26 protein-coding genes and 3 pseudogenes are annotated in these 24,439 nt (G+C 47.6%); 10 read left to right on the top strand and 19 right to left on the bottom strand.

Translation table 11 applies throughout. The features are described from left to right. Window positions 1-114 precede the first annotated feature (114 nt). Window positions 115-747: a Uma2 family endonuclease gene (locus VXJ35_RS23665; protein WP_231879509.1), complete on the top strand. Its 633-nt coding sequence runs from the start codon at window positions 115-117 to the stop codon at window positions 745-747. A 165-nt stretch (window positions 748-912) separates the two neighbouring features. Here VXJ35_RS23665 and VXJ35_RS23660 read toward each other — a convergent pair whose 3' ends face one another. After that, window positions 913-1,161: a hypothetical protein gene (locus VXJ35_RS23660; protein WP_140911878.1), complete on the bottom strand. Its 249-nt coding sequence runs from the start codon at window positions 1,159-1,161 to the stop codon at window positions 913-915. A gap of 189 nt (window positions 1,162-1,350) precedes the next feature. Between VXJ35_RS23660 and VXJ35_RS23655 the strand changes: the two genes are divergently transcribed. After that, a complete protein-coding gene (locus tag VXJ35_RS23655) occupies window positions 1,351-1,677 on the top strand; it encodes a hypothetical protein (RefSeq protein ID WP_157198354.1) in 327 nt (108 codons plus the stop codon). A 337-nt stretch (window positions 1,678-2,014) separates the two neighbouring features. On the opposite strand, the gene VXJ35_RS23650 is transcribed toward VXJ35_RS23655, so the two are convergent. The 8 genes and pseudogenes from VXJ35_RS23650 to VXJ35_RS23615 form a co-directional block, all read right to left on the bottom strand. Next, window positions 2,015-2,335, bottom strand: a complete 321-nt coding sequence (locus tag VXJ35_RS23650) for a type II toxin-antitoxin system RelE/ParE family toxin (protein ID WP_064023803.1) — start codon at window positions 2,333-2,335, stop codon at window positions 2,015-2,017. Beyond that, window positions 2,332-2,583 carry a type II toxin-antitoxin system ParD family antitoxin gene (locus VXJ35_RS23645; protein WP_064023802.1) on the bottom strand — a complete coding sequence of 84 codons (252 nt, stop codon included), beginning with the start codon at window positions 2,581-2,583 and terminating at the stop codon, window positions 2,332-2,334. The genes VXJ35_RS23650 and VXJ35_RS23645 overlap by 4 nt, the downstream gene beginning before the upstream one ends. A gap of 245 nt (window positions 2,584-2,828) precedes the next feature. Further along, window positions 2,829-3,629, bottom strand: coding sequence for a TIGR02281 family clan AA aspartic protease (locus VXJ35_RS23640; RefSeq protein WP_064023801.1), 801 nt, complete (start codon window positions 3,627-3,629; stop codon window positions 2,829-2,831). Window positions 3,630-3,638: 9 nt separating this feature from the next. Continuing rightward, a complete protein-coding gene (locus VXJ35_RS23635) occupies window positions 3,639-3,983 on the bottom strand; it encodes a DUF6794 domain-containing protein (RefSeq protein ID WP_231879510.1) in 345 nt (114 codons plus the stop codon). A 243-nt stretch (window positions 3,984-4,226) separates the two neighbouring features. After that, window positions 4,227-5,701 (bottom strand): annotated as a pseudogene (locus VXJ35_RS23630) (N-6 DNA methylase). Window positions 5,702-5,711: 10 nt separating this feature from the next. Next, window positions 5,712-6,065 carry a type II toxin-antitoxin system VapC family toxin gene (locus VXJ35_RS23625; RefSeq protein WP_064023800.1) on the bottom strand — a complete coding sequence of 118 codons (354 nt, stop codon included), beginning with the start codon at window positions 6,063-6,065 and terminating at the stop codon, window positions 5,712-5,714. Next, on the bottom strand, window positions 6,052-6,288 hold the full coding sequence (locus tag VXJ35_RS23620; protein WP_064023799.1) for a ribbon-helix-helix protein, CopG family: 237 nt from the start codon (window positions 6,286-6,288) through the stop codon (window positions 6,052-6,054). The genes VXJ35_RS23625 and VXJ35_RS23620 overlap by 14 nt, the downstream gene beginning before the upstream one ends. A 262-nt stretch (window positions 6,289-6,550) precedes the next feature. Then, window positions 6,551-6,724 (bottom strand): annotated as a pseudogene (locus VXJ35_RS23615) (AAA family ATPase); the annotation flags it as partial. Window positions 6,725-6,945: 221 nt separating this feature from the next. Here VXJ35_RS23615 and VXJ35_RS23610 point away from each other — a divergent pair. The 4 genes and pseudogenes from VXJ35_RS23610 to VXJ35_RS23595 form a co-directional block, all read left to right on the top strand. Continuing rightward, the gene (locus VXJ35_RS23610) at window positions 6,946-7,239 is read left to right on the top strand and encodes a CopG family ribbon-helix-helix protein (RefSeq protein ID WP_064023797.1); all 294 of its coding nucleotides are present in this window, start codon (window positions 6,946-6,948) and stop codon (window positions 7,237-7,239) included. 20 nt (window positions 7,240-7,259) lie between these two features. Further along, window positions 7,260-7,517, top strand: coding sequence for a type II toxin-antitoxin system RelE/ParE family toxin (locus VXJ35_RS23605; RefSeq protein WP_222101883.1), 258 nt, complete (start codon window positions 7,260-7,262; stop codon window positions 7,515-7,517). Beyond that, on the top strand, window positions 7,517-8,485 hold the full coding sequence (locus tag VXJ35_RS23600; RefSeq protein ID WP_064023795.1) for a tyrosine-type recombinase/integrase: 969 nt from the start codon (window positions 7,517-7,519) through the stop codon (window positions 8,483-8,485). Before VXJ35_RS23605 ends, VXJ35_RS23600 begins: the two co-directional genes overlap by 1 nt. A 196-nt stretch (window positions 8,486-8,681) precedes the next feature. Further along, window positions 8,682-9,110 (top strand): annotated as a pseudogene (locus tag VXJ35_RS23595) (SOS response-associated peptidase); the annotation flags it as partial. Here the strand turns inward: VXJ35_RS23595 and VXJ35_RS23590 are convergent. Continuing rightward, the gene (locus VXJ35_RS23590; RefSeq protein WP_231914938.1) at window positions 9,051-9,365 is read right to left on the bottom strand and encodes a DUF6527 family protein; all 315 of its coding nucleotides are present in this window, start codon (window positions 9,363-9,365) and stop codon (window positions 9,051-9,053) included. The pseudogene VXJ35_RS23595 and the gene VXJ35_RS23590 sit on opposite strands and share 60 nt — an antisense overlap. A gap of 120 nt (window positions 9,366-9,485) precedes the next feature. Here VXJ35_RS23590 and VXJ35_RS23585 point away from each other — a divergent pair, with 120 nt between their 5' ends. Continuing rightward, window positions 9,486-10,733: an IS256 family transposase gene (locus tag VXJ35_RS23585; RefSeq protein ID WP_064023669.1), complete on the top strand. Its 1,248-nt coding sequence runs from the start codon at window positions 9,486-9,488 to the stop codon at window positions 10,731-10,733. Window positions 10,734-10,909: 176 nt separating this feature from the next. On the opposite strand, the gene VXJ35_RS23580 is transcribed toward VXJ35_RS23585, so the two are convergent. The 3 genes from VXJ35_RS23580 to VXJ35_RS23570 all read right to left on the bottom strand — a co-directional run bounded on the left by VXJ35_RS23580 (window position 10,910) and on the right by VXJ35_RS23570 (window position 12,767). After that, window positions 10,910-12,100, bottom strand: coding sequence for a ThiF family adenylyltransferase (locus VXJ35_RS23580; protein ID WP_064023794.1), 1,191 nt, complete (start codon window positions 12,098-12,100; stop codon window positions 10,910-10,912). Continuing rightward, the gene (locus VXJ35_RS23575; RefSeq protein ID WP_157198353.1) at window positions 12,075-12,344 is read right to left on the bottom strand and encodes a multiubiquitin domain-containing protein; all 270 of its coding nucleotides are present in this window, start codon (window positions 12,342-12,344) and stop codon (window positions 12,075-12,077) included. Before VXJ35_RS23575 ends, VXJ35_RS23580 begins: the two co-directional genes overlap by 26 nt. Window positions 12,345-12,596: 252 nt before the next feature. Beyond that, the gene (locus VXJ35_RS23570) at window positions 12,597-12,767 is read right to left on the bottom strand and encodes a DUF1508 domain-containing protein (RefSeq protein ID WP_064490064.1); all 171 of its coding nucleotides are present in this window, start codon (window positions 12,765-12,767) and stop codon (window positions 12,597-12,599) included. A 210-nt stretch (window positions 12,768-12,977) separates the two neighbouring features. On the opposite strand from VXJ35_RS23570, the gene VXJ35_RS23565 reads away from it, so the two are divergent. Together VXJ35_RS23565 and VXJ35_RS23560 are read left to right on the top strand one after the other, a co-directional pair. Continuing rightward, the gene (locus tag VXJ35_RS23565; protein ID WP_064023792.1) at window positions 12,978-14,225 is read left to right on the top strand and encodes an XRE family transcriptional regulator; all 1,248 of its coding nucleotides are present in this window, start codon (window positions 12,978-12,980) and stop codon (window positions 14,223-14,225) included. Between the two features lie 89 nt (window positions 14,226-14,314). Next, window positions 14,315-14,818: a hypothetical protein gene (locus VXJ35_RS23560; RefSeq protein WP_064023791.1), complete on the top strand. Its 504-nt coding sequence runs from the start codon at window positions 14,315-14,317 to the stop codon at window positions 14,816-14,818. Between the two features lie 53 nt (window positions 14,819-14,871). Here VXJ35_RS23560 and VXJ35_RS23555 read toward each other — a convergent pair whose 3' ends face one another. From VXJ35_RS23555 to VXJ35_RS23545, 3 genes are read right to left on the bottom strand one after another with little or no spacing between them, the layout of a single operon-like run. Continuing rightward, on the bottom strand, window positions 14,872-15,285 hold the full coding sequence (locus VXJ35_RS23555; RefSeq protein ID WP_082881139.1) for a hypothetical protein: 414 nt from the start codon (window positions 15,283-15,285) through the stop codon (window positions 14,872-14,874). A 17-nt stretch (window positions 15,286-15,302) separates the two neighbouring features. Beyond that, window positions 15,303-15,611 carry a type II toxin-antitoxin system RelE/ParE family toxin gene (locus VXJ35_RS23550; RefSeq protein ID WP_064023789.1) on the bottom strand — a complete coding sequence of 103 codons (309 nt, stop codon included), beginning with the start codon at window positions 15,609-15,611 and terminating at the stop codon, window positions 15,303-15,305. 4 nt (window positions 15,612-15,615) lie between these two features. Then, window positions 15,616-15,867 (bottom strand): DUF1778 domain-containing protein, encoded by a 252-nt coding sequence (locus tag VXJ35_RS23545; protein ID WP_064023847.1) that lies wholly within the window; start codon window positions 15,865-15,867, stop codon window positions 15,616-15,618. A gap of 337 nt (window positions 15,868-16,204) precedes the next feature. Between VXJ35_RS23545 and VXJ35_RS23540 the strand changes: the two genes are divergently transcribed. Then, window positions 16,205-17,173, top strand: coding sequence for a tyrosine-type recombinase/integrase (locus tag VXJ35_RS23540; RefSeq protein WP_064023788.1), 969 nt, complete (start codon window positions 16,205-16,207; stop codon window positions 17,171-17,173). A 247-nt stretch (window positions 17,174-17,420) separates the two neighbouring features. Here the strand turns inward: VXJ35_RS23540 and VXJ35_RS23535 are convergent, their stop codons facing one another. The 3 genes from VXJ35_RS23535 to VXJ35_RS23525 all read right to left on the bottom strand — a co-directional run bounded on the left by VXJ35_RS23535 (window position 17,421) and on the right by VXJ35_RS23525 (window position 24,436). Continuing rightward, complete coding sequence (locus VXJ35_RS23535; protein WP_082881138.1) at window positions 17,421-18,371, bottom strand: hypothetical protein; 951 nt, start codon at window positions 18,369-18,371, stop codon at window positions 17,421-17,423. A 374-nt stretch (window positions 18,372-18,745) separates the two neighbouring features. Further along, complete coding sequence (locus VXJ35_RS23530) at window positions 18,746-21,556, bottom strand: ATP-binding protein (protein WP_064023787.1); 2,811 nt, start codon at window positions 21,554-21,556, stop codon at window positions 18,746-18,748. Window positions 21,557-21,574: 18 nt separating this feature from the next. Beyond that, window positions 21,575-24,436 carry a DUF1156 domain-containing protein gene (locus VXJ35_RS23525; protein ID WP_064023786.1) on the bottom strand — a complete coding sequence of 954 codons (2,862 nt, stop codon included), beginning with the start codon at window positions 24,434-24,436 and terminating at the stop codon, window positions 21,575-21,577. Window positions 24,437-24,439 lie beyond the last annotated feature (3 nt).

Here is a 24,439-nt window from a genome sequence, read left to right as displayed (position 1 = left end):
GGATGTTTTAACGCTTAACGCGATTCAATCGCAATCCGCCCGGACGGGAAACAGCTTCCCGGTCTGGGGGCTTGTTTTCCCGACGGTTTTTCATAACAATTCGAGGAAACCAGCATGAACACACACTCTCCACACTCTACGGAACCAGCGATGACGTTACAATCCAGCGAGTCTTTCATGACCGAGGCGCAATACCTCGCGAGCGAGCGCGTGTCCGAAACTAAACACGAATATCTCGATGGCCGGGTTCTGGCCATGGCCGGCGCGAATCACAACCATTCGCGGATTTCAGCCAACGTGCTTGGCGAGTTTCGCAGTCATTTAAAAGGCCGGCCTTGCGAGGCGTTCATGGCCGATACCAAGGTGAAAGCCGGTCAGAACTACTTTTATCCGGATGTCGTAGTGGATTGTACGAATGCGGCAGGCGATGAGGATTTTCTAACGTCGCCCCTGCTGATTGTCGAAGTGCTATCGAATTCGACTCGTAAAATCGATACCACTAAAAAGTTGCTTTACTACATCAATATTCCAGCACTTGAGGAATATGTGCTGATCGAACAGGATATCGTCTCGATCATCGTGATGCGCCGGAAACGCGACTGGCGTTCGGAGTATTATTATCTGGGGGATCACGTCACGTTCGATTCGATTCAACTGACCTTGTCCGTGGAAGCGATTTACGAGCGCGTGGACAATGACGATCTAATACAATTTGAACAGGCGAAGTTTGATACCGATCATCAATAGTCGCCTTCGATTTTAGCCCCTGAATAAGGGGCTTTTTTTTCAATTCGAAGGGTTTTGTTTGTTGGGCTATGCAAATGACCAATACTTTAAATCTGTGCTGTATATAGTCCACAACGAACTAAAGCTGCCATTGTTAGAGAAATTGAACGCCGCCTGCATTAGTTACTAACCGCTCAACAAATTCCAGTTATTCGGCAAGGCTACTGCAGTTATTACAATAAAATTGTCGGTGTGAGGCATGTATATGGCAATGCAGTGAGGGTACCCGTCCGGCATTTCTGCCAACATAATGAACTCGGTAAGAAAAATGGCCTTGATAGGCTCGACTGTTTTGTATTGAAAATGTTTTTTCTCGATTGCTGCATCGTTATATTCGTTAAAAATGGCATCAAGGAATCGTTCTGTCGGAATCAACTCTGCTCTCCTATAAGTCGGCCGGGACACTCCAAAGCCTTGGATAACAGTGCATACTAAAAACAAAAAAATGCAACACAGAACCAAAATAGTGGTCATAGCCACATAACAATACTCAACAACGACCGTCGCTACCACGCCGGTTGATTCGCTTCGGGGCTAGGCGGAATACAAGGCGCTCATATGCACGTGAAAAAACATGAAACGTTTACCATCCCCAAAAAAACCTTTTTTTGTCTTGGATTGCTACTGATTGGCAGTCAGGCAGGTGTCTATCTGGCTGAAGACTTTTTAATGAAAAATAACCATCTTATTGGGTATATCGTAATTTTCATTCTTGGATATGGTTGCCTGGTTTTCGCCATGATTTTTTACAAGCTATACCATGTTACATGTCCAAGTTGTCTTGGAAAGACGATAACAAAAAATTCAAGAAAAGAAGTTCCAGACAGTTGGAGCGCATACTGTCGCAAATGCAATGTGCTTTGGGATTTAGGTATTGCCAATGGTGACTAAATCGCCGGACGATTAATATTCAGAAAACGGAGATTCGCCGGCTTGAATACGATGAAGATGGTTGCATTTTCGAGTAGAAAATCGATAGTTATAGTATCCCTCGGCGCTCCTTATCGTTTCCTCAAACAACGCATCAATCTTGTCTCGCACTACCCTTCTACGTCGCCATTGCTCTTTGCCTGGAAATGAAAGAACCGAATTTAGGATCAATTCTTCCAACGCTGGCCAGCGCCTAAAGGCCAGAAAAATTTTTTGTCGGCTTTCGGCTTTCGGCTTTTTTTCCGAATCCTGTTGCTACAGATTTTGAGCATAGCTCTGACGACAATCCACCGAACTATCACTCCTCGTTGAGAAGTATCATAGGCACATTCCTAGCACTGTGTAAAACTCGCAGGACGTCAATATGGTTTTCCCGTTCGAGATAAAATACCAAGTGTTTTTCAAACCCTTCAACTGGCCAAAAACGTAAACCGCTCAGCATGGGTAGGTGGGCATACCGCCGCGAACCAATCCCAGGTTGTTCGCGAATGCGATCAAAAGTTTGCTGTGTGGCCTCCAGAAAGCGCAGCGCCGCGTGGGGGTTGTCGCGGGCGATATAATCCGCCAAAGCGTCGATTTCTGTGTCGGCCAACGGGCGGACACGAACGGGTTTTGTCATTGCCCCGGATGCTTCTGCTGGAGAGCCTCGCGTTTAGCCTTCCAATAGGCATCATCAACGGCAACGGCGGGGCCGGATTCCAAGCCTTCCGCCATGAGCGCGACAATCCGTAGCTCAGCCTGTTGAACCTGATCCTTACGAATCAAGGTGCGGACATACTCGCTGGAGGTGCTATAACCGTGTTCTTGCACCTGTTCATCAACAAATTCCTTCAGGGGTTCGGGGAGGGAAATATTCATCGTGGCCATTGTTCGACCTTAGTAATGGATTCTGTTGCCGATCATGGCAAACTTTGCCAAATGAGTCCAGCAAAAGTCTGTCACCCAGCCAGTCGACTGGCTGGCTCTCCGCCTGATTTAATTTGCAGTTAAAGTGGACCCACAGAAATGGATTGATGGCCTGAGCGAATAAATCCAAGCTAATTTGCATTTAATTTGAGCCGAAATCGGCGATATATTTGAGTTCGATCATTTTTCATTGCGAGCCGTTACATTTAGTGGTCGCTATACGTCGTCGTGCAAACTTGTTGCGCGTTGCAATTTACCGTCTTTTTCACCTTGGTCACTCGCTTAATTTCAGGTGTTGCAATCGGTTGCTCGACGGCCAGTGTGGCCGGTCGAATTGGGACCGGGGACATAACAGGCGCCCTGACTATTTGTTCCGGTGAAGAACCATTGGCCACCAGCGTCATCCTGTTATGGCTTTGGGTAATGGTGAAATATTTCAAGGTGTTCATGCCAACTAAGACTTCATCCAGATGCTGGTTGATCGTCGCATCGAGATTTCTGATTTCCGCATTGCCAATTTTCAGGCTATTGATTTGGGTCAGCCGATCAATCACCTGTCCACCCGCGGTATTGCTATTAATGGGCCTGCCGACCGGTAGATCAGCGGCATCGGCAAAGCGCGCTGGAATGGAGGTCATGGTCGCGCCGGTATCGATCAAAAAAGGCATCGGCACATTATTGATCAACACGGTTCCCCGGAAATGTCCTTGTCGATCGGCCGCTATTTCAAGCCCCCCAGAAATAGGCATAGCAACCGGAGTGTTCCCCGTCGGAATTGAAATAGTCGGCGATACTGGATGGTGTGCGGCTCGCAGCCTTAGAAGCTTATCGGTGCCCAACCAGAGGCTGAAAAGTATCATGGCCGGCGTTAAGAGGTATTTTAAGTTCCCAGAAGACCGGTTGGTCGGTGGTGGACGGTGTCGGCGCAAATTGTCGAAGTCAGAAACGTTTGCTTTTGATGCCGCCTGATGTCTTTCCCAGTAATAGTCTCGATCTTGTATACCCATATTACGTCCTTAAGGTTGTAACGCCCGCCATAATGTGCCGATAACCCGACAAGAAGCTTCATCTGAAGAATGAGTCCCGCACGCAGCGAGCAAATCACTGTCCGCCTGATGCAACCAAGCATTCCGGATCAGTAGACCAAGACTAAAATGGAGGTCGCACAAATCCTCCTCGGTCATTGCCGCGATAGTTCGTTTATCTTCCGCACGCAAAATCAATAGCAATCTCTCAATCGCATCGGAAAGTGTAGTGGGCTGGCTGTCCAGTTTAACTTTGAACGCTGACCAAGTGATAACCAATTGGAACGATCCCAGCAGTAGTGGCAAGTTAAATTTTTTAGATGCATGTTGCCGCAAATTCCTCTCGGTTGCTACGATGCAAGTCACAATCTGAGGAATGACCACGGTACTTGCCAAGCGACATCATTAAAAATGCCCACCTTTCAGGTACTACTGCATAATCACCAAAGAGGCAGCCAAAGCGAAAGAAGGTACCCGACTTGGCAATACAGGCAGCATTTGCAGCTTTGATTATGCCAAGCCGGGTAAATCATTAGCTGAGAAATGGCTGGCATTTTTATCCACGACGTCAGGTAACCATTAACCCAACACCCCGGCAATCTCCCGAAAACAAGCCAACCCAGCCTCCACATTGTCGATAATCTCGGCGGCGATGTCGTCCGGTTCCGGCAGATTATCCAGGTCGGCCAGCGATTTATCCTTGAGCCAGAAAATGTCCAGACTGGTCTTATCCCGCGCCAGAACTTGCTCATAGCTGAACTTGCGCCAGCGGCCTTCGGGGTTATTTTGTTCGTGCCAGGTTTCGCTGCGCTGGTGGCGGTTGGCCGGGTTGTAGCAGGCGATAAAATCCTGCAAATCCTCAAACCGCAGCGGCTTCTTTTTCAGGGTGTGATGAATATTGGTGCGGTAATCGTAGTACCAGATTTCCTTGGTCCATGGGTTGGGGCTGGCCTCGCGGTTATCGAAGAAAAGCACGTTCGCCTTGACGCCGTTGGCGTAGAAAATGCCGGTCGGCAGCCGCAAAATGGTGTGTAGATCGGTATTCTGCATCAGCTTTTTGCGCACCAACTCGCCGGCGCCGCCTTCGAACAACACGTTATCCGGCACCACCACCGCCGCGCGGCCACTGATTTTCAGCAGGCTGCGAATGTGCTGCACAAAATTAAGCTGCTTGTTGGATGTGGTTGCCCAAAAATCCTGGCGGTTATAAGTCAGATCGTCCTTTTCCTGCTCGCCTTCCTCGTTGGTAAAAGTCATGCTGCTTTTCTTACCAAACGGCGGATTAGCCAGCACGTAATCGACGGCTTCTGCCGGTGGCGCCACCAAGGCATCGTTGGATGAAATGGCGCTATTGCCGTCGATCTCGCCGATGTTATGCAAAAACATATTCATCAAGCACATGCGGCGGGTGTTGGCGACGATTTCGTTACCGTAAAAGGTTTCGTGTTTTAAGAATGCCAACTTCTTTTTATCCAGCGGGTAGTTGGCTTTTAAAAAGTCATAGGCCGCCAAAAAGAAACCACCGGTGCCGCAGGCCGGGTCGGCAATCGACTTACCCGGCTCGGGCCGCACACATTCCACCATCGCCTTGATCAAAGCCCGTGGCGCAAAGTATTGGCCGGCGCCGGATTTGGTATCTTCGGCATTCTTTTCCAGCAAACCCTCGTAGATGGTGCCTTTGGTATCCGCACCCATCACCACCCAATCGGTATCGTTGACCATATCGATCAAACGCGACAACTTGGCCGGATCCTGAATCTTGTTTTGCGCCTTGGTGAAGATTTGCCCCAACATACCCGGCTGATTACCCAGCTCGCGCAGCAGCACCACATAATGGCCTTCCAGCGCCGCGCCCTTTTTGGCTTTCAGGCTTTGCCAGTTGTATTCGGCGGGAATGCCGACATTGCGGTTATGCGGTGGCCGGCTGTATTCGTCAGCCATTTTCAAAAGATCAGATAGGTCAGCTGTTCCAGATAATCGCCATACCCCACGCCGTCGTCGCGCAGGGTGGTACAAAAACTCCAGACTTTGGAAACAATGGATTCGGCGTTCATAAAAGTGACTTTACAGTCTGGCGGCTAGTTTTTTGTCCAGTGTCAACAACTGGAGGCCGTGTGTTTGCGCGGTTGCGGCGATAATGGCGTCAGGCAATTTGACGCGATGAAACTGCCGGAACTCAATGGTGCTATCCTCAATAGCCCGACTAACGGCGAGATAGGTCATCGGTTCCAATAATTGCCTGATAAACGCCGCTTCTACATCCGTCAAATCAGGAAAGCTCAGCAACTCCATGCGTGTAATCGCACTGTAAGCGCAGCTTGGTGAATCGATACCCGCCAATCTGGCAATTGCGTCTGGGTTGCCTATAAGCAAACCTATGATGATATTGGTATCCAGCAAATAGCTAAGACCATTCATCGCGCATCGCCTGTTGAATAGCGAGCGGGTCGCCTTTGAATGAGGGCGAATCCGCCAAAACACCGGCAAAATCGGTTAGTAGGCGGGGACTCGCCTTTACGTCTTGCTGCTGTTGATAGCTTTGCGCCAGCCTTTTCAGCAATTGACCCACGCTAAGGTGTTCATTACCCGCCAGTTCATTTAAAACCGCCGCCGTTTCGTCGTCTAATTCTATGGTTTTCATGCTTTAAACCTCGGCTAAAATTATTTTGTTACTGACGGATTGTATCGCTTCGCGCAATGACAGGCCTTCACCGACGTCTAATTGTAGCGGCTTGCAATCGAAAACCCACAAACCAGCAATCAGCGCAATTTTCGACCGGAATTAACTGCAACTGACGGGCGCTCAAACCGAGATTATTTGCAACTGAACCTGCAATCGTTGTCGCAAACCTGCAATCATCCGCCGTAAACCAGGATTATTTGCAACTGAAACCCTAGCGAATTCAGATCGGTAATCCAGCCAAGCGCATGCGATCCAGTAACTCGCTGGCACGAACCGGATCAAGTTGGTTAGCGAACAGCGCTTTGATTTCAGCAGGTTTGGCGTCGAAGTTCTGCACCAATTCCCGTAGACCATAGCCTTGCCGGGTGATAGTGGCCTCCATATCGTCCAAATGCTCGCCATGGGTCGACCTCATTAATGGACTCTGCGTTCGATCATGGCAAATTTTGCCAAAGCCGTCCAGTAAAATCCGGCCTCTTATCTCGACCAAATTCGAACCCATTTACTATTGATAACGTATTTTATCAATAGTAATATACCGACAAAAATCCCGTGAGCTGAGCAACATTGACACTTGTTGTTACTCAGTGTAAATAAGTGGCATGAGGTGCCACCATGAAACAAACTGACACACTATCAAAGACCATCAGCACCGGCATCAAGCTGGACGAGACTCTTCATGCTCGACTGAAGCTACTGAGCCAGGCCAAAGACCGAACGCCTCACTGGCTGATGAAGGCCGCCATCGAGGAATATGTCGAACGCGAAGAAGCGTATGAGCGTGAAAAGCGCGAAGACATGGAGCGTTGGCAGAAATACCAACAAACCGGCCATGCCATACCAAATGAAGCCGTCGATGCCTGGCTCTCATCCTGGGGAAGCGAAAGTGAGCTATCGTGTCCCAAATAGTCTGGCTTCCCGACGCCTTGATGGATGTCGAGCGCTTGCGGGCATTCCTTCAAGAAAAGAATCCAAAGGCTGCCGCGCGCGCCGGGCAAACGTTACGCGATGGGGCCAGCGCTCTTGCTGGCTTCCCCCAGATTGGACGCCCCATGAATGATGGATCGGAGCGTCGAGAACTCTTTTTGCCGTTCGGCGCCGGCGCCTATGTTCTGCGTTACCGGATTAATGGCGATACTGTCGTCATTATTCGGGTTTGGCATAGCAAGGAAAAGCGGGAGGCTTGATGGACCGGCCCGATAAAGCGATCACGCTTTCCTCCACCAGCAACCGGCTCCTGACCGCCGAAGACTTCCGCCGGCTGTCCGACGTACCGCCCGAGGTCGAGTGGTTCGCCAACCTGACCAATCCGCAAACCCGCCGCGCGTACCAAAATGCCGTTGAAGACTTCATGCGTTTCACTGGCATCCAACGACCGGAAGAATTCCGCGACGTGGCCCGAGCGCATGTCATCGCCTGGCGGGATGATTTGGGTAACCGGGTTTTGAACGGTACCACCATTCGGCACCGGTTATCGGCCTTGTCCTCGCTGTTTGATTATCTGTGCGACAAAAACGCCGTGATTCATAACCCGGTTAAAGGTGTCAAACGACCCAAAGTCGATAGCGGCGAAGGCCGGACACCGGCACTTGGCGACCACCAAGCCCGCGAACTGTTGGATGCTCCAGAAGGCGATACGCTAAAAAACAAGCGAGACCGGGCTATCCTGGCGACACTGCTCTATCACGCCCTGCGCCGTGACGAGCTGTGCAAGCTCAAGGTTAAAGACTTCAAACATGAGCGACGCGGCGTGCCGCATTTAAAAGTCTCCGGCAAAGGCGGCAAAACCCGCTATGTGCCGCTGCACCCTGCGGCAAGCGCCCTGGTGCATGACTATCTTGAACTAGCCGGACATGCAGGAGATGAAAACGGCGCCCTGTTTCGACCAGTCAGTCACAACACTAAAGACAATGGCGGCAAGTCGATCACCGCCGATGGCGTCTATAAGATCGTGCGGACCTATTCAGCACAGCTTGGCTTTGAAATCGGAGCGCATTCGCTGCGGGCGACGGCGGCCACGAATGCCCTTGATCACCAGGCCGACATAGCTAAGGTTCAGGAATGGCTGGGCCACGCCAATATCTCAACAACGCGCATTTACGATCACCGGAAAACTCGGCCCGAGGATAGTCCGACGTTTAAGGTGAGTTATTGATTGGCAGACAAATTTATTGGATACGCAAAGCCAACCCTTGACCATCGCTTGAAACACCAGGCCTTGCTATTGTCATTCTAAAAATCTGATATGACCCGATCATCGCCAGACGCTTACGAAACTTAGAACCTTCACGCGCAAAAATGTCGACGTAACGAGAAATAGATTTTTAGGCTACATATTGAGGGTTGTCAATATGTGCGGTCGCTACAACCTCACGGCAACGCCGGAAAGCATAGCTGAACATTTTCAGTTGCCACGTTTGCCGCGCTTTCAACCCAGCTACAACATTACACCTGCGCAAAAGATCCTGTGCATCGTTGAGCTAGACGACCAATCGTTGAAATCGGTAAACCTGTTTTGGGGCTTAGTGCCGTCATGGTCTAAGGATGATAAAAACAGCCATCACCTGATCAACGCCCGTGCGGAAGCCATCAGAGAAAAACCCAGTTTTCGCGCAGCCTTCCATAAACGCCGTTGCTTAATTGTCGCAAACGGATTTTATGAGTGGCAGAAATTGGAATAGCACAAACAAGCCTTTCATATTCACCGCCAAGACAATCAGTTATTTGCCTTTGCTGGGCTTTGGGAACATTGGGAGCACGAAGCAAAAACGCTCTATTCCTGTACCATCATCACGACCGCAGCTACCCAACTGATGCAGCCGATTCATGAGCGTATGAGCGATATAACGTTCTTTATCTTTCCGGTCGCGCTCCTGAACCCGTTGGATTTGCAGCTTTGTCATTCTTCCCGCCCATTCGACCTTATTCCTAGTAATCAGATAATGCGATTGGCAAGGATAATTCCAGTTGCCTATGGACGGTCTGAGGGTTATTAACTTGCCTTCTTTCTTTAACTGCCAATCCGCTGGAGACAAGGGCGTTACTACTTCGTGGCCGAGCTATAACTAAATCTGGTGTTTGGAGTTGAAGAGAAGCGGCGTATCTGGTTGATTATTTGTGACCAAACAAAACGATCAACCGAGGAATACGCCACGATGAAGAAGAGTAATGTAATCGACCTGTCGAGTCGAGAAGAGAACGCCGATCCTTTGACCGACCTGATTCGGCAAGGGGCGCGCAAGCTGATTGAGCAAGCGATCGAAGCCGAATTGGCGATCTATCTGGAAGCCTTCAGCGAGCGGAAGCTGAACAATGGCCGGGCAGCGGTGGTCCGCAACGGTTATCAGCCGGAACGTGAGATTCAGACCGGCATCGGCCCCGTATCCGTTAAAGTGCCGAAGGTTCGGGCGAAAGACGGCCAAAGCGCTACCTTTCGTTCGGCTCTGGTACCGCCGTATGTCCGTAAGACACGTTCTCTGTCTGCCGCGTTGCCCTGGCTATACCTGAAAGGCATTTCCACGGGTGAAATGGAAGCGGCGCTGGAAGTGTTGGTGGGGTCGGAAGCCAAGGGGCTATCGGCCAGTACCGTGGCGCGTTTAAAACGCGATTGGGCAGCCGAATATACCGATTGGCGAGCGACTCGCCTGGATCGTGACCAATGGGTTTATGTGTGGGCCGACGGCATCTATAGCGGTTTACGAGCGGAAGACGCCAAACTGTGTGCCTTAGTCATCATCGGCGTCAATGAGCGCGGCGAGAAGCGCTTTCTGGCGATTGAAGACGGCGTGCGCGAATCGACGCAGAGTTGGCGGGAAGTGCTGCAGGGTCTGAAGGCGCGCGGCATGAATGCCCCTAAGCTGGCCATAGGTGACGGCGCGATGGGCTTCTGGTCGGCGCTGGACGAAGTCTACAGCGACACCCGGCAGCAACGCTGCTGGGTACACAAGATGAACAATGTGCTGAACCGTGTGCCGCAATCGGTACAGCCGAAGATGAAGCAATCGCTCTACGACATCTGGCAGGCTGACACCCAACAGCATGCTGAGCGGGCATTTGATCAGTTTGCCACGCTGTTTGAGGCCAAATATCCCAAGGCGGTTGAGTGTTTGTACAAGGATCGAAATGAACTATTGGCGTTCTATGACTTTCCGGCACAGCACTGGCAAAGCATCCGAACGACCAACCCCATTGAATCGACCTTCGCCACCATCCGGCACCGGACTACCCGAGCCAAGGGCTGTCTCTCGCGGGATGGCATGCTGCACATGCTGTTTAAACTGGGTCAATCAGCCGAGAAAACCTGGCGTCGCCAGCGAGGATTTGATTATCTTGCCAAAGTGATTACCGGCATCCCATTCAAGGATGGCATTGAAGTCGATACCACTGACCGGATCGCCGCTTGATTTAGCCCTGAACACCAGATTTGACAATAGCTCTTCGTGGCCACACCCGCAACAACATCGATGAACGATGGTTTTGTAGGATTCACTGATGTAAATAACGCCCTCATCCAACTTTTCAGGAATGAAGTCGACGAATACCGGAGTAATCGTTGTTCGTTTCATGAAAAGCACACCTTCTATCCTTGATCTTCTCGAACCACAGATAACATTGCAGCTGAAAAGCTCAGGTTATGCGCTAAGTCGTAGTCCAAGTAGAAGCCAAAATACTGCTTCCATTTGAAAACAGCCAATATAGCGTTCATCGCGTTCATGTCCGCAACCTGGATATTACTGCGGTAAAGCGCATCTGCCTGATCATCAACTATTGGCAATCTTGCCGGTAAGTGGTCGCTTTTCTTTGGTGTCCCCATCGTTACCCGGCATAGACCAAAAATGCTATTGGATGCGTCATCCTTTTCGAGCCCCATTCCTACATCAACGAATGGAATGCCATTACTGCTCAGGTATTCGCAAATCAATTTACGCGAAGGGCCGTCATCGACTGAAACGAACACAAAATCGAAGCCGTTTAGTGTCTGAATGTTACTTCCATCGATATAGTACGGATGGGGGACTATCCCACGGCGCAACTGACTGTAGTGTGCGTGGAAGTAGTCCACCTTCTTGGGCCGGTTACGCAATGTTTCGATGGAAACTGCGCTTGGCATCCTAAACGCATTGTGCGGCTTTAGCTCATCTCCATCGAAGAGATGAATTTCCCTTACCGGCGTTTTTGCCACTTGATCGAGAATATAGCCACCGGTTCCACCAGCACCGACAATACCGATACGTGGCATTTCCAGTTTTTGACTAGCCGCCACAATACCGGCCCTTACTGATGCCGAATCTGGATAGCAGAAGATTGCATCCTCTTCCCGTGACTCGATTACGCGGCCAGTCCGTGCATCGGCATTTGGATCGATGACTCTTGCCTGAGCAACCAGTAACTCAATGTAGTGCGTCATTTTTACAAAATAGTCAGCCGGAAAATCTGGAATTCCATCTGGCTTGTTTGAGCAAAAATGCTGCACCTGAAACTGGTCGAACAACGTGCTTGGGTTGGAATGATTAATAAGCGTGCTGAGGGGTTGCCCAAAGCTGTTACATGGCCTATCACCTTGGAACCAAACCGTGTGGTCATCCGGCTTTGGATTTAGATTATCGGTATCTAAATATCGACAGACCAAAACGCCCAAGTCAATTTGTCGTGACGGAGTGACGTAGGGGATTGAAGACACCAGCAAATGCTGGTGTCGGATTTCAACCTCAAACCCTTCGTCAATTAAGCGCTGTACAGCCGCGTTATGAGCGATTGGTTTTAGTGACATCGAACTTTACCCCATTGTGTAATTTAACGGATTGGCCTTCTGCCAACGTGCCATCGGCCATATGCGGACCAGTGTAATGCACCGAATAGAGCACTTGGTCATGGGCCGTATCATGCGGAAAAGCAAGAGCAACTACCTGTTGGTAGGTAATATGCTCGCCAGTAACCTCACGAGGTCTGCCGTTTACAATGATGTGGTAAGTCGATGGCTTGCCATCGTGTTTGTCTTTTACTTCGGTTTGCATGTCAATAATCCTAAGAAAAATTTGAAACAACCAACTGTTAGGCCAAAAGACCCACAGCAAAATTTGTGATCCAACTTGACTTAGGCGACTCAGCAAACAATAATTCTAGCTCTCACACCGAATTTAGTTTACTAAGTTCACCCAAAGGCAAGTCTTCGGACTTGCCTTTTTTAAACTAGAATCTTCATTGATTGCCCCCCATTAAATAATCGCTGTTATTTGATTCATAATGCCTTGTAGGCGTTGCGCTCATTACTGCTCGTAAACAGGCGCTTGCGAAGTACCTTTAACAAGATTGATTGCGTGTAAACAGTCGTTCTTGTTGTGATAACTCTCACCGGAATCGGCGATGCGCCGGTTGTTCGCGGCAAACAGAGTCCACCGCCATTGGTGAATTCGATCTTTGTAAATCACGTATTTCATCGGAACTTTCCTTTCAATAGTTAATTGAGCTTCGATTCGTCTTAGCAGCCATCGACTGAGAGTGCTGATGGATTGCTAAAAATAGTATAACCACAACGAGAACATTATCAACAAGTTTTTTACAAAAAAGTTTGATATTCGAACATTTTGCGATATGCTAGAAGCGGTGCTTTTTGCGCCTAAACATAACTAAAAAATAAGGTGAATTTTATGAACCAAGCAGAACTGGGACGTCGACTGCGCGAGGCAAGGGAGTTGTGTGGTAGGAGCCAACAAGAAGCTGCAGAGGCAATTGACGCCCCAAGAACAGCTATTACTCAAATAGAAGCAGGAAATCGCGCTGTATCGACTTTAGAACTAACCTATCTAGCAAAGCTTTATCGGGTAAACGTAACTCATTTCTTTTTCGCAGAAGATAAAATCGAGGACATTTCGGTTATTTTGCATCGATCTGAACACGGCTTCGACAATGATCCTGGTAGCAAGCAAAAAATAGAACGCTGTTTAGCGCTCTGCCGAAAGGGTCGGGAAATCGAAAAACAGGTGATGGGGGAATCAGAACATTTACCACCGTTCTATCGGCTGTCATCGCCACGTAATACTGGTGAAGCGGTTGCTCAAGCTGAACAAGTGGCAGAGCAAGAACGGCGGCGATTGGGTATCGAAACTATGCCAATCCAGGATATGGGTGAATTGTTGGTAACTCAAGGAATTTGGGTTGCTGGCACCGATTTACCCAGCAAAATTTCCGGGCTATTTTGGCATCATCCTTCTATTGGGCTGGCGATTTTGGTTAACGCTGATCATGTCCGCGCTAGGCGACGCTTTTCCTATGCCCATGAGTACGGACATGCGCTAATGGACAGGGAGCGCTTAGATCCTTTAAACGTCAGTAGTGCCGACAATGCTTCAGAAATCATCGAAAAGCGGGCGAACGCTTTTGCTGCCGCCTTCTTGATGCCAAAAGCCGGCGTTTCGGATTTTTTGCAAGCGATGAACAAGGGACAACCCAGCAAATGGGAGCAAAGCATATTCGACGTGGCAACTGAAAGCCGAATCGATACGCAATGGCGTTCCTCTCCTGGATCGCAGACTATCACCTATAAGGATGCGGCTAGTCTTGCTCATTATTTTGGTGCCAGTTATCAAGCGGCAGTTTATCGGTTGCGCAGCTTAAGTTTTCTTTCTCAGAAAGAATGTTCCGAGCTTTTAGAACATGAGGATTTCGGCAGAAGTTATTTGCATTTGCTCGGTATGGATAAAGACTTGGAAGGAAAAGACGATCCAAACAATCAGAAACGGGAGTTGAGAAGCCAAATTATCAACCTAGCGATTGAAGCTTATCGCCGGGAATCGCTTTCAAGAGGGCAGTTGTTAGAGTTGGGCGATGACCTTGAGCTTAACGAAGATGAAAAAGAGATTTTGCTTGGTCTAGCTAACTGTGCGAAAGCCGGTTGATCATTTATTGTTTGCTAACAGCTTCAACTTGACCAAAACACAATATATAGTATATATATTGTTTTTTATATCAATATATTGTGGTGATAATGGAGCTATCGATTGTTGTGGCGGATACGTCAGTCTTGATTAATTTTCTAAAACTTGATCGGATGGACTTGATAGCCCGCCACTCTTCCAAATTTTTGGTTACAAACCATGTTAGTGACGAAGTGACCAGGCACTACATCAGTCAACGTGTTAGGCTTATGGATGCTTTTGAATCTGGAATATTGCAAGAGCATCCTGTAGCAGATGAACAGGATGTGGCTTTGTTCGGGAAGCTTTGTACTGACCTTGGGGCGGGTGAATCCTCCGCGATTGCTTTCGCTCTGCATCGTGATTATGCACTTGCTATGGATGATGGTAAGGCCATTAAAATTGCTAAAAAGATTTCGAAAGACATGAAAATATTCCGAACACAAGACTTATTCCAGTCGATGATCCAAGAAAGTCTAATCGATATTCTGGAAGCGGACAGTTTAAAGCAAGAACTGGAAACCGTGCACCGTTTCAAGATGCCATTTCAGAGTTTTTCACATTTTACAAAGTGATCCATCCTAATTGTATCGGCTCGATCTTTGCCGACCAAGTCGGACGGCTTAAATTACATATTTTCAGATTGGCTATTGCCAAAATAAACGGTCCTACTCTGTGCGCATTTAGTGGCATCGGAGAGTGTGCTAAACACACCCCAGCATGTCGGCCTATCCCATGCCCCGCCATCCAGGCATCGCACTTCATACCGAACACCGGACGGGAACCAAATAAACCAATTTTCACGATGTTTGGCTTTATCGGCCTCCCATTCCTCGCGGCTACGACCGGGATCATCGCCATACGATCTCATTCTGGCCACGTACTCATCAAAAGTCTTATCGCCTTGATCCTCGAATGTATCGGTGACGATGTACGGCACATTCCACCATTGCGCAATTTCTTCAGGTGGGCGTTCCTCATATGCCGAGACATTGAACTCAGGTCGTAATGATGGATTGATAGGGATTTTTTGAATGGTCATGATTGCAAGATCGGATTCTAGCCAAGGCGGTCTTTAAGTCGCGTGAGCATATCCATGCGCTCATGTAAGATTGCGATAATGCGGGGCGTTTTTCCTTCTGGATGGATATAAAAGATATAGTGATGCTCGCATCTAGTCACCAAGACCTGTGAATAGCGCTCTGAAAGGGGACGGGCATGGACAGCGCTTTCCGCGATTGCGAAAAACCGCTCTTGCAACGCGTTCTTATAACGAAAAGCTTGCTTTTCGCCATACCGCTCCAAAGTATAACGAATAATGCCACGGATGTCGGATTCCGCCTGCGATGTTAGCTCATAAAGAGGCATTCCTTCACCGCATTCCCTGCAAGACTTCTTCGTAAATCTGATCCACGGATTTGTCAGAGAAAACCCCGTTCTCCGCCTCGACGAGGCGAGGCTTCAAAAACGCTTCTAGTTGACGCAATGCTTCATCAGCATCGTCTGTTTCGGTGTCAGGTAAGACACGATTAAGAACGTAGTCCTTGATGCTTTGACCAGACAATGCGGCAATGGCTTTAAGGCGTTGATGTTGTTCCGGCGTCACTTCGATAGATAAGCGCATGATCGTACCCTCGAAATCAATTGTTACTCCTACTATCCTAGCACCATATACAACATTTACGCAAATGTACATTTGTTGTTTTTCTTTCTCCTAAAAACGGTCGTTTTTGAGAGATCGACACAATTCACCAATCTGGCCATCAATCCCGCGTTCTCGATTTTCAAGACTGTCTTTTGATACCACTCTCCGAATACTTCAAGAGTTCGATGAGTTTTCGGAGATTTAATCATGCTGTTTTGCCATTCCTATCTTAGGTCCTATAATCTATTTTATAGGACCTAAAAAACGCGCTAAAATCATGCCAAAAAACGCTCCTATATATAAGGTATAAACCGCCATGGCCGACTTGCTGATCAAACAACCCGAACGCGCACTGACGGCCAAACAATTCCAGCAGCTGGCCGAGGTGCCACCGGAACTCGAATGGTTCGCCAACATTAGCTCCGAAAAAACCCGCAAAGCCTACCAAAACGACATCCGCGCGTTCAGCCAATTCGTCGGCATCCAACATCCGGCCGAATTCCGGATCGTGACCCGATCCCATGTGATTGCCTGGCGTAAAGCGCTCGAAGCGAACGCTTTCTCCGACGCCTCGATCCGACGCAAGCTGTCGGCGCTATCGTCGTTGTTTGAGTATCTGTGCGAACACAACGCCGTGACCCACAACCCGGTCAAAGGCGTCAAACGGCCGGCCGCCAATAACAATGAAGGTAAAACCCCGGCCTTGAGTAACGATCAGGCCCGGCAATTGCTGGAAAAGCCGCCGGAAGATACGCTGAAAGGCCGCCGGGACCGGGCGGTTCTGGCCACCCTGCTCTACCATGGCCTGCGCCGGCAGGAACTGTGCAATCTGCGGGTCAAAGACTACCAACGCCGCAGCGGCGTGATGATGTTCCATGTCCACGGTAAACGCAAAAAGGAACGCTTCGTGCCGGTGGAAGCCAAAACCCAGCGTTTAATTGCCGAATATCTGGACATTGCGGGCCACGGCGGCGAACTGGAGTGCGCCCTGTTCCGCCCGGTGAAAAATAACGCCACCGGCATCCTCGACAAACCCCTCAATCCGCGTTCGGTCTATCGCGACGTGGTCATGTTCTATGCCAAAAAAATCGGCATCACGCTCGACACCCATGGATTTTGCGTACACTCGTTGCGGGCAACTGCTGCCACCAATGCGCTCGATCACAAGGCCGATATCGCCAAGGTCCAGGAATGGCTGGGTCATGCCAACGTATCCACCACCCGGCTGTACGACAAGCGGCATAGCCGACCGGAAGATAGCCCGAGTTTTAAGGTCGAATACTAGTAACGACTCGTATTAGAAAAAGGCCTTGTTTGCATTTAACGCTGACGCTATTGTCATCTAGTCACTTGGATATCCAAACGCACAACTAATACTTCATGCTTCGCGTAGGATTTTTCCGGTTCGTGAGCAGCCCCATTCAGGCCACACCATAAGCCTCGGGTATGCCAGGAAATAGCTGCGGTTTTGATTAAACGGACCACTGAAAAGTCTTAGCGTACTATTTTTTCCGAATTCTGTGGTTACCCCATTAATCGTCTTTTGACATTTGATGAGCACAATAGCCACATAAGACATCGTCGCTTAATTCTTCTGGCGGGATTTCACTACCGCACATATCACATTCATGTGATGCGCTTTCTCCGCACTCCGCACATATTTTTTCTTCATAAATATAAGCACCTCCACAAAACGGACAGTCGACGATTGGCGAGTCTCCACCGTCTGTCATCGCAATATATGCATCAGCTTCAAAGTGATTTATAACAGCAGGACTAACAATTTCTTCATAAGAAAATTCAGCGTCGCATGACTTGCATATAAAGCCATTTTCTGATGCATCTGTATTTTTTTCTTTTGGATAAATTAAATCTGAACCACATTCTTTGCATGAATAAGAAACAAAAGCTTCTTTTATGGTGTCGCTAAAGAAATTTACTGATTCTATTAAATCAGTGCAGTCTTGTTTTTCTTTTTCATATACTTCATGGACATCAACCAATGTTAACCATGAGTCGTTGCCTAGCAATTCTTTTGGGTCTTTGTTTAGTTGTTCGGAAACAAAATCCCTAATTATGATAAATGAGTTTGAAATCAATCCTTGAATTGCTCGGTGTTCTAAATTACTGAAGTAATGTTCAACATTATTTCTATAATCATTAATTTTATCTATTCGGCCCCAATCAACTGCTATACCTAAAGAATCAAATCTATCCTTGATGCTTTGATAATCGACTGTCTTTTTTCCTTTTCCAACCCACAATATTTTATTGTCAATAATTTTTGGGCTAACCCGTTCTTTTATTAATGCTTCATCTGTATTTTCAGCGCTTAGAGACGAAAGCTTATGCTTAAAGAGCAAAAGTATGCCTGCATAAATATTCCTTGTGCATGAAACAATTCTTCGTTCATCTTCCTTTGACGTTTCGTAGTCTTCCAATCCAAGTGCAATTGAATCAATTGCATTTTTTAAAATGCTCATAATGCTTAAATGTTGCGAGCCTAAGAGAAAATTTCGTCTTTGATGCCTAGTAATTAAGTAGTTTCAGTATATGTCCAAGCTAATAGTCATTTGTGCGTTAACTGATTGGTTACCATGGGATTTTCCTTTCTTATATCATTCGGTGATAGCCATAATGGCACGTATTGGCTCAATCGTTGCCATTGAATCACTTTGATCATTAGAATACAACGGGTGTAACCTGATGGTCAGAATGTTTAAAATGAATAATTTACACCGGCCGCTTTAGAGAAACTTTGCATAGTTGGATTTTGTTGAAACCGTAAGTTTCTGTTCAAATACTCCCGCTAGTCCTATTTACGGGCCTGAAGTGTTCAGCATCAGAAATTGTGTTACTAATCAAACTCCGCATTCCCAAACTTCAGTACATGGCAGTTTTCGCGAATCGTCCTTTGAACAGACTCGTCGAAGCCGTCTTTTGATCTAGCCCGAATTTCTACGGAAATTTCCACATCCACGCCCATGCGAGCGGTGAACTGCTGCACTACTTCATCGACGATGGTGGCAAAGTCCATTTTGGCTTTGATGGGATCGAGATCAATCGTGCCGTAGAACTGGTGTTTTGCCGACTGAGCGGGTGGTATCGGTGGCGTCACTGTTGGTGGTACTACCGGCGGTGTGATTTTTCCGTCGCCACCGGTCGCTCCAGATTCACCACCTTTTTGTTCTGGCTCTGGTAGCGGTTTAGGCTTGGTCAGCTCTTTGTACTGATGCGCGGCTTCTTTTTCGATCAGCAACGCATCTGGATCGATATTCACCAAGGCATTGCGGCCGAACGCAAAGCCTAAATACTTGTTATCGTCCTTACCGGCAGCATAACCGAAGAAATCTTCTGTTTCGACGCCTTGCGTGATGGCCATTTCAAATACATGGCTGTTCACTAGTCTAGGCAAGAACAGATAGCAATTGAAATCCTGCCAAACTTTCAATGCGCCGATCTCCTTGGCCTCATCTTTGAAATAAAATTGATCCAGCACGCGCTTCAAATGCACTGGCGACCATTCGGTAATCAACCATTCTTCTTCACGTAGTTTATTCTCGATTTCCTGAACCAGATTCTGTGCGGCCGTGGATACCGAAACAGCTTCCCAATGCACACTGGGCTTACCTTTTACGAATTCTTCCGACGGACAAATCAGCCATTTGTAGGTATCGCGCACCATGCGTAACAAAGTAGCATCGGCATCATCTTTGTGCTTTTTGGCTTGTTTGACCTGTATCGTATCCAACACCAATTTCTCGGAATCGATGTCCGAAACAATCGATTTCCACGCCAAAAAGGTTTTAGCATGTTCGCGTAACCGACTGACCACATCATAATCCGGAGCCAAGAATATCAAGCGATTTTGCTTTTGCCTGGGTTGATCGCCACGATTGCGTAAAATGGCATCGGCTGCGGTAAAAGAGGTGTTTGAAGCGCCTTTGCTGAACGCTGCATTCAGAGGCAATACCACCAACCTTGGTCCGGTACCGAAATCGTCCGGCACATCATTCGATGAGGTAAAAATATGGATACCGGCAAACAAATGGCTCTTGGCCATGGTTCGATTGATTTGATCCTTCAGCAGCGGTAATACATCGTCCTGCTCGTTGAAGCGCTGCTTGCGTGTTTCCATCTCCCGCCGCAAGTTAGGCGTAATATCGAACCAGAACCGACTATTCTCGTGATTGATGTAATTCAACTTATCCAGCAGGTGCTTCAAACCATCCTTGTAATGGCCAATGATTTGGTCAGGCTGCGCAACGCCTAATAGGATGTGGGTCAGATCGAGGCCTTTGATCATCTTGCCGGCAGAGCCAGGCGCACTGCCTAAAAACAATGTGCGGGTTAATCGGCGGCCGGCCTGGATTTTGCCGAACAGGGGTTGCCGTTCCAGCTCTGCCGGTCGCGAATGTTCGCCATCGATATCTTGATCGATAACCGGGTCCCAACCTTGCGGCAGAAAATCCAGGCATTTGTTGCGTACGGTGGAGTCATACAACGGCAAATTGCCGGGCATGATCATCAAATCGGCATTGTTATCTTTCCACAGCCGATGAACAATTTGCGCCATGAGTTGCAACACGCCCCTTGTCCGTTGGAAGCCAGTCAACGTCGACCAGTCTTCATATAACCGGTCAAAGATTTCAGGATGAATCGGATAGGCTTGCTTCATGCGGTCCAGATAGCGGCCTTCCTGGGTCTCATTCGGCAATTCCATTTTGTTGGCCACATAAAAATCCGCAAACGAACGACACACGTCTTCCATCGACAACGGATCGTCGATGCGGTCGAACAAGCGGCGGCGAACGATACTGAACGCTTCATCCTTGGAAACTGGTTTCCAAATCTTATGCAAACGGCGAAAGTAGTTTTCCAGTTCAGCCAAAACCACTTGTCCCCTACCCTCGCCCGCATTATGAGAATCCGGTAAAGATGCCAACATAATCGCTTTTGGCACTGATTTAATACCTTCGGTCAAAGCCTGGATAAAGGTCATGTTGGTTTCAAACGTGCCAGCCAGGTAATTCCGGCCTTCCTGGAACTGCCGGTAGTAAGCCACCAATTCATCCATCAGGATTACGCAAGGGGCCGACTGAGATAGCAAGGTAATGATCGTATCTTTATCCGGAGACGTACCGCTCTCATCGGCTGCACGGACTAACTCATAGCCCTCTTCGCCGACCAACTGCCATGCCAGTTCGCCCCATAAAGTACGGCAAGCAATTGCGCCATGTGATTTAGGTTCTGAAACACTGAAATTGATGCCGTCGATGACCGCGATTTTGGCTTTCGGTAACTCAGTTATGCCCGCCGCATCGATGATTGTCGATACTCCCGCCAACTCGCCGACCGGCCTTTCGCCCTTAGCTAAGTGATAAACAGCCAGCATGGTGTGGGTCTTGCCGCCGCCAAATGCGGTTTGTAGTTGAATGACCGGATCGCCGCCCTGCCCTGCTAGGCGCTTAACTACGCTATCCAGCAATAAAGCCATGCCTTCGGTAATATAGGTTCTGGCAAAGAATTGGGCAGCATCCTGATATTCAGGCGTTGCCTTGCCTTGATGCACCTGAGAAATATCGGCGGCAAATTCGGATTCCTGAAACGTGCCTTTCAAAACATCCTGATGAGGAACGGCAATTTCACGCCAAGGTTTTATTGTCATTACAGTCTTTCCTTACAGTTATTCTTCTATCCAGCTCGTTTGCGTACCGCTATGACCAATTTCATGTGAAGCGGAAACAATGCCATGCCAGGAAGTAATCAGTTCGTTATAAGCGCGGGCTTCTTCCGCCCACTTTTTGCGTTCGCACAGCGTATAAAGGTGATAAGCCAATTGCCTTATTGCCTCACCTTTTTCCGGCATACGGGCCAACAATTGTCCGGCTTCGGTTTCGCCTTGCTTATTCAATGCGCGAATCAAATGATGGCAGGCTTCCCAAACCGGCATGCGATGATCAGTTTTTGGGTCCCAGTCACCGGGATACTTCTCCCATTTCATCAACCGTACTTTGCCGCCGCCTGATTCGATAACCCCTGATTTCTTGACACCGTCTACCGTGGTACCTTTCGCCCGAGACAGGGTATCGGCTTCACCGAATGGACCTTCACTCCAGCCGTATTGGTCGAACCACGATGAACAAAACAAGGTATCGTTATCAAAGTTACCGGAATCTGGATTTAGGTAATCGGTGATTTCACGGTTAATCAAGATAAGCGCATCATGCACACTCATCGGCGAGCCATCTTGGTTCAGTACGGCTTGGTATTGAGAGAATATCCCCATGCCAGGGCCAATCGCTGCTTGAGCCAAATCTACCGGCGCTATAGGTGTTGATCCTTCGACCCCGCCAATCATTGTTTCCAGTGCTTCTGGCATTTTTTCGCGCAATTCTTTTTGGAATTGGCGGCGCGAGATACTCCCAATAGTCGAATCTTTTTTTCTACATACAAGGAGTATTGACGAAGCTAAAGCATTAGAACCTTGTCCTCTCATCCTTGTTGCATTTTCTGTATTAAGAGGCCATGTACCAGTTATTGTAAATCCAGCAGATAAGACAGATTCGAGAAAAGTTTCCCAACCAGAAGAAGATGTACTGGTGCCGCGAGTATCTGATGCTTTAAACGCATAATATATAGTGACAGGAAATGCTGGATGACAATTGTTCGCCATATTCGTAATGGCATCAGTCATACCTTCTAAAAAAAACTTTTCAGCCAAATCCTTTCCACCGTGCCGAAACTGATTTGCAACCAATTCTGGCATCTTCGGAACATTGATTGTGCTAAAAAGTGTAGGATGAATATCTCGTAACGTTCTTCTTAGCCAGATATAAAAAAAATCTGATAAATTTGAATATGGTACATTATCATAATATGGAGGATCAGTAGATATAACTGAAAACTCCTTTATAACATTATTTTCCTTTGCGTCTGCCTGATAAACAATTCCTCGAGTAGAATTAGGAGCATAGGTTACTGATAGTTTTGAGATGCCCTTTACTATTCCTGATATAAAAGTAGACCATGACCCTGAACTATTTGAAAAAGGATTTGCTTCCGCAAAATCCCAAACCATAGGAATCGCCTGTTTTCCAAATAAATGTCTCGGACATTGTGCAATTGGCTCCCATGCGCAGAAGGAGTTGCCTAAGTCTGCCATTTTATCTAATGAAAAAGCCAAGTAAGTTGTAATCACATCTGCATATGCCGTCGCCCCATGTCCTCCTTCTATGGCTGGTGTTACGTCACACGGCATCCCTGCTTTTAATGCATCATGGATGATAATTTCTCTAGTTTCCTTTATTGCATCAGAAAAAGTTGTCAAAGCCAATAATTGGCGTTTAGTAAATAAATCCTCAAAATTCCTATATCCATAAACTACACAATTCGTACATCCTGCCCAATGTTCAATTTCAGATGATGGATAATTTGAAGGATTAGCAGATAACGCAAGCTCTTCAGACATTTCAGAAGGAGCAAAATAGTCGCGACCTTTTTTCCCTTCGGCAACTATAGCCATAAGCCGATATTTTAATTTATTTTGCTTTCCATGCTCTCTAATGTATGAAAGTGGGATATTTGTGTTAGTTAATATACATTGAGCGCCTGACCTATTAATTGTTCCATCTACTCCAGTTGGCAATTCAGTGCCACTTTTAATTACAAAGGAATACTCCATTGATTCATCAATTTCATAGTCAATCCAGACGTAATTGTTTTTTTTCTTGGACAAAACAAACGACTTCACTAAAGGCACATGCCTCCCTCGAGCGGCAGGGTTAGGGCTTTCTACAGTTCTCGCCCATATCCAAGCGATTATGTTGCCATGCCTTATTTCTTTTAAATCATCAAATAAATATCCTATTTTTTGATATGAAATTTCTTTAACAATATTTGAATATCTGAAAATATCCTCACAAAGCCCGTGAAGACCATTGTTATCAAACTCTAGTGTTTTTTGTTTTTTTGCTTTACTCTCTGGTCCAATCGGCTGTACGCCAATAAATTGAGAAGGGAAATCAGTCATTGCATGATTTATTATCAATGCAAGAGGATTTAAATCCGTTGATACAGATTGCAAACCAAGACGTTGAGCTTCAGAAGGGATGGCCCCTCCTCCAGCAAATGGATCATGCAGTATTGGCAGTGTGTTAGAGTCAAATCCAGGCTTACCTTTGTTAAGTTCACAAGTTTCATGCCAGCTATGACAAATCGCGTCATATGCTCTTTTTAATACTGCTTCGTTATTTATATTGTCCCACTTTACTAAATCACGAATGATGTCGAATAACCTTTCCCTCTCCTGATCGGCTTGTTTTCTTGTTTTACCAGAAAAATATCCTCTTTCGCCCCCTGGATCATTGACCATTTGAGCAAATATAACTGCCCTAGCAGCTGCTAATGGACGCCGGGCCCAATATAAATGTAGTGAAGAAGGATGGCCTTGCTTTACAGACTTTTCGTGAGCACTGGCCTTATTAATATCGTCCAGAGGCAATGCCACTTCGATCAGTTTTTTCGGCGCTTTGATGTTCGAACTCATGCG

The sequence above is a fragment of the Methylomonas sp. DH-1 genome (assembly GCF_046097555.1).
Taxonomy (GTDB): Bacteria; Pseudomonadota; Gammaproteobacteria; order Methylococcales; family Methylomonadaceae; genus Methylomonas; species Methylomonas koyamae.
This window is presented reverse-complemented; position numbering and strand designations above follow the sequence as displayed.

Excerpts from the sequence above, each read along its gene's own strand:
- VXJ35_RS23665 (WP_231879509.1), top strand. The coding sequence starts at position 115 with ATGAACACACACTCTCCACACTCTACGGAACCAGCGATGACGTTACAA.
- VXJ35_RS23650 (WP_064023803.1), bottom strand. The coding sequence starts at position 2,335 with ATGACAAAACCCGTTCGTGTCCGCCCGTTGGCCGACACAGAAATCGAC.
- VXJ35_RS23645 (WP_064023802.1), bottom strand. The coding sequence starts at position 2,583 with ATGGCCACGATGAATATTTCCCTCCCCGAACCCCTGAAGGAATTTGTT.
- VXJ35_RS23640 (WP_064023801.1), bottom strand. The coding sequence starts at position 3,629 with ATGGGTATACAAGATCGAGACTATTACTGGGAAAGACATCAGGCGGCA.
- VXJ35_RS23625 (WP_064023800.1), bottom strand. The coding sequence starts at position 6,065 with ATGAATGGTCTTAGCTATTTGCTGGATACCAATATCATCATAGGTTTG.
- VXJ35_RS23620 (WP_064023799.1), bottom strand. The coding sequence starts at position 6,288 with ATGAAAACCATAGAATTAGACGACGAAACGGCGGCGGTTTTAAATGAA.
- VXJ35_RS23610 (WP_064023797.1), top strand. The coding sequence starts at position 6,946 with ATGAAACAAACTGACACACTATCAAAGACCATCAGCACCGGCATCAAG.
- VXJ35_RS23605 (WP_222101883.1), top strand. The coding sequence starts at position 7,260 with ATGGATGTCGAGCGCTTGCGGGCATTCCTTCAAGAAAAGAATCCAAAG.
- VXJ35_RS23600 (WP_064023795.1), top strand. The coding sequence starts at position 7,517 with ATGGACCGGCCCGATAAAGCGATCACGCTTTCCTCCACCAGCAACCGG.
- VXJ35_RS23585 (WP_064023669.1), top strand. The coding sequence starts at position 9,486 with ATGAAGAAGAGTAATGTAATCGACCTGTCGAGTCGAGAAGAGAACGCC.
- VXJ35_RS23580 (WP_064023794.1), bottom strand. The coding sequence starts at position 12,100 with ATGTCACTAAAACCAATCGCTCATAACGCGGCTGTACAGCGCTTAATT.
- VXJ35_RS23575 (WP_157198353.1), bottom strand. The coding sequence starts at position 12,344 with ATGCAAACCGAAGTAAAAGACAAACACGATGGCAAGCCATCGACTTAC.
- VXJ35_RS23570 (WP_064490064.1), bottom strand. The coding sequence starts at position 12,767 with ATGAAATACGTGATTTACAAAGATCGAATTCACCAATGGCGGTGGACT.
- VXJ35_RS23565 (WP_064023792.1), top strand. The coding sequence starts at position 12,978 with ATGAACCAAGCAGAACTGGGACGTCGACTGCGCGAGGCAAGGGAGTTG.
- VXJ35_RS23560 (WP_064023791.1), top strand. The coding sequence starts at position 14,315 with ATGGAGCTATCGATTGTTGTGGCGGATACGTCAGTCTTGATTAATTTT.
- VXJ35_RS23555 (WP_082881139.1), bottom strand. The coding sequence starts at position 15,285 with ATGACCATTCAAAAAATCCCTATCAATCCATCATTACGACCTGAGTTC.
- VXJ35_RS23550 (WP_064023789.1), bottom strand. The coding sequence starts at position 15,611 with ATGCCTCTTTATGAGCTAACATCGCAGGCGGAATCCGACATCCGTGGC.
- VXJ35_RS23545 (WP_064023847.1), bottom strand. The coding sequence starts at position 15,867 with ATGCGCTTATCTATCGAAGTGACGCCGGAACAACATCAACGCCTTAAA.
- VXJ35_RS23540 (WP_064023788.1), top strand. The coding sequence starts at position 16,205 with ATGGCCGACTTGCTGATCAAACAACCCGAACGCGCACTGACGGCCAAA.
- VXJ35_RS23535 (WP_082881138.1), bottom strand. The coding sequence starts at position 18,371 with ATGAGCATTTTAAAAAATGCAATTGATTCAATTGCACTTGGATTGGAA.
- VXJ35_RS23530 (WP_064023787.1), bottom strand. The coding sequence starts at position 21,556 with ATGACAATAAAACCTTGGCGTGAAATTGCCGTTCCTCATCAGGATGTT.
- VXJ35_RS23525 (WP_064023786.1), bottom strand. The coding sequence starts at position 24,436 with ATGAGTTCGAACATCAAAGCGCCGAAAAAACTGATCGAAGTGGCATTG.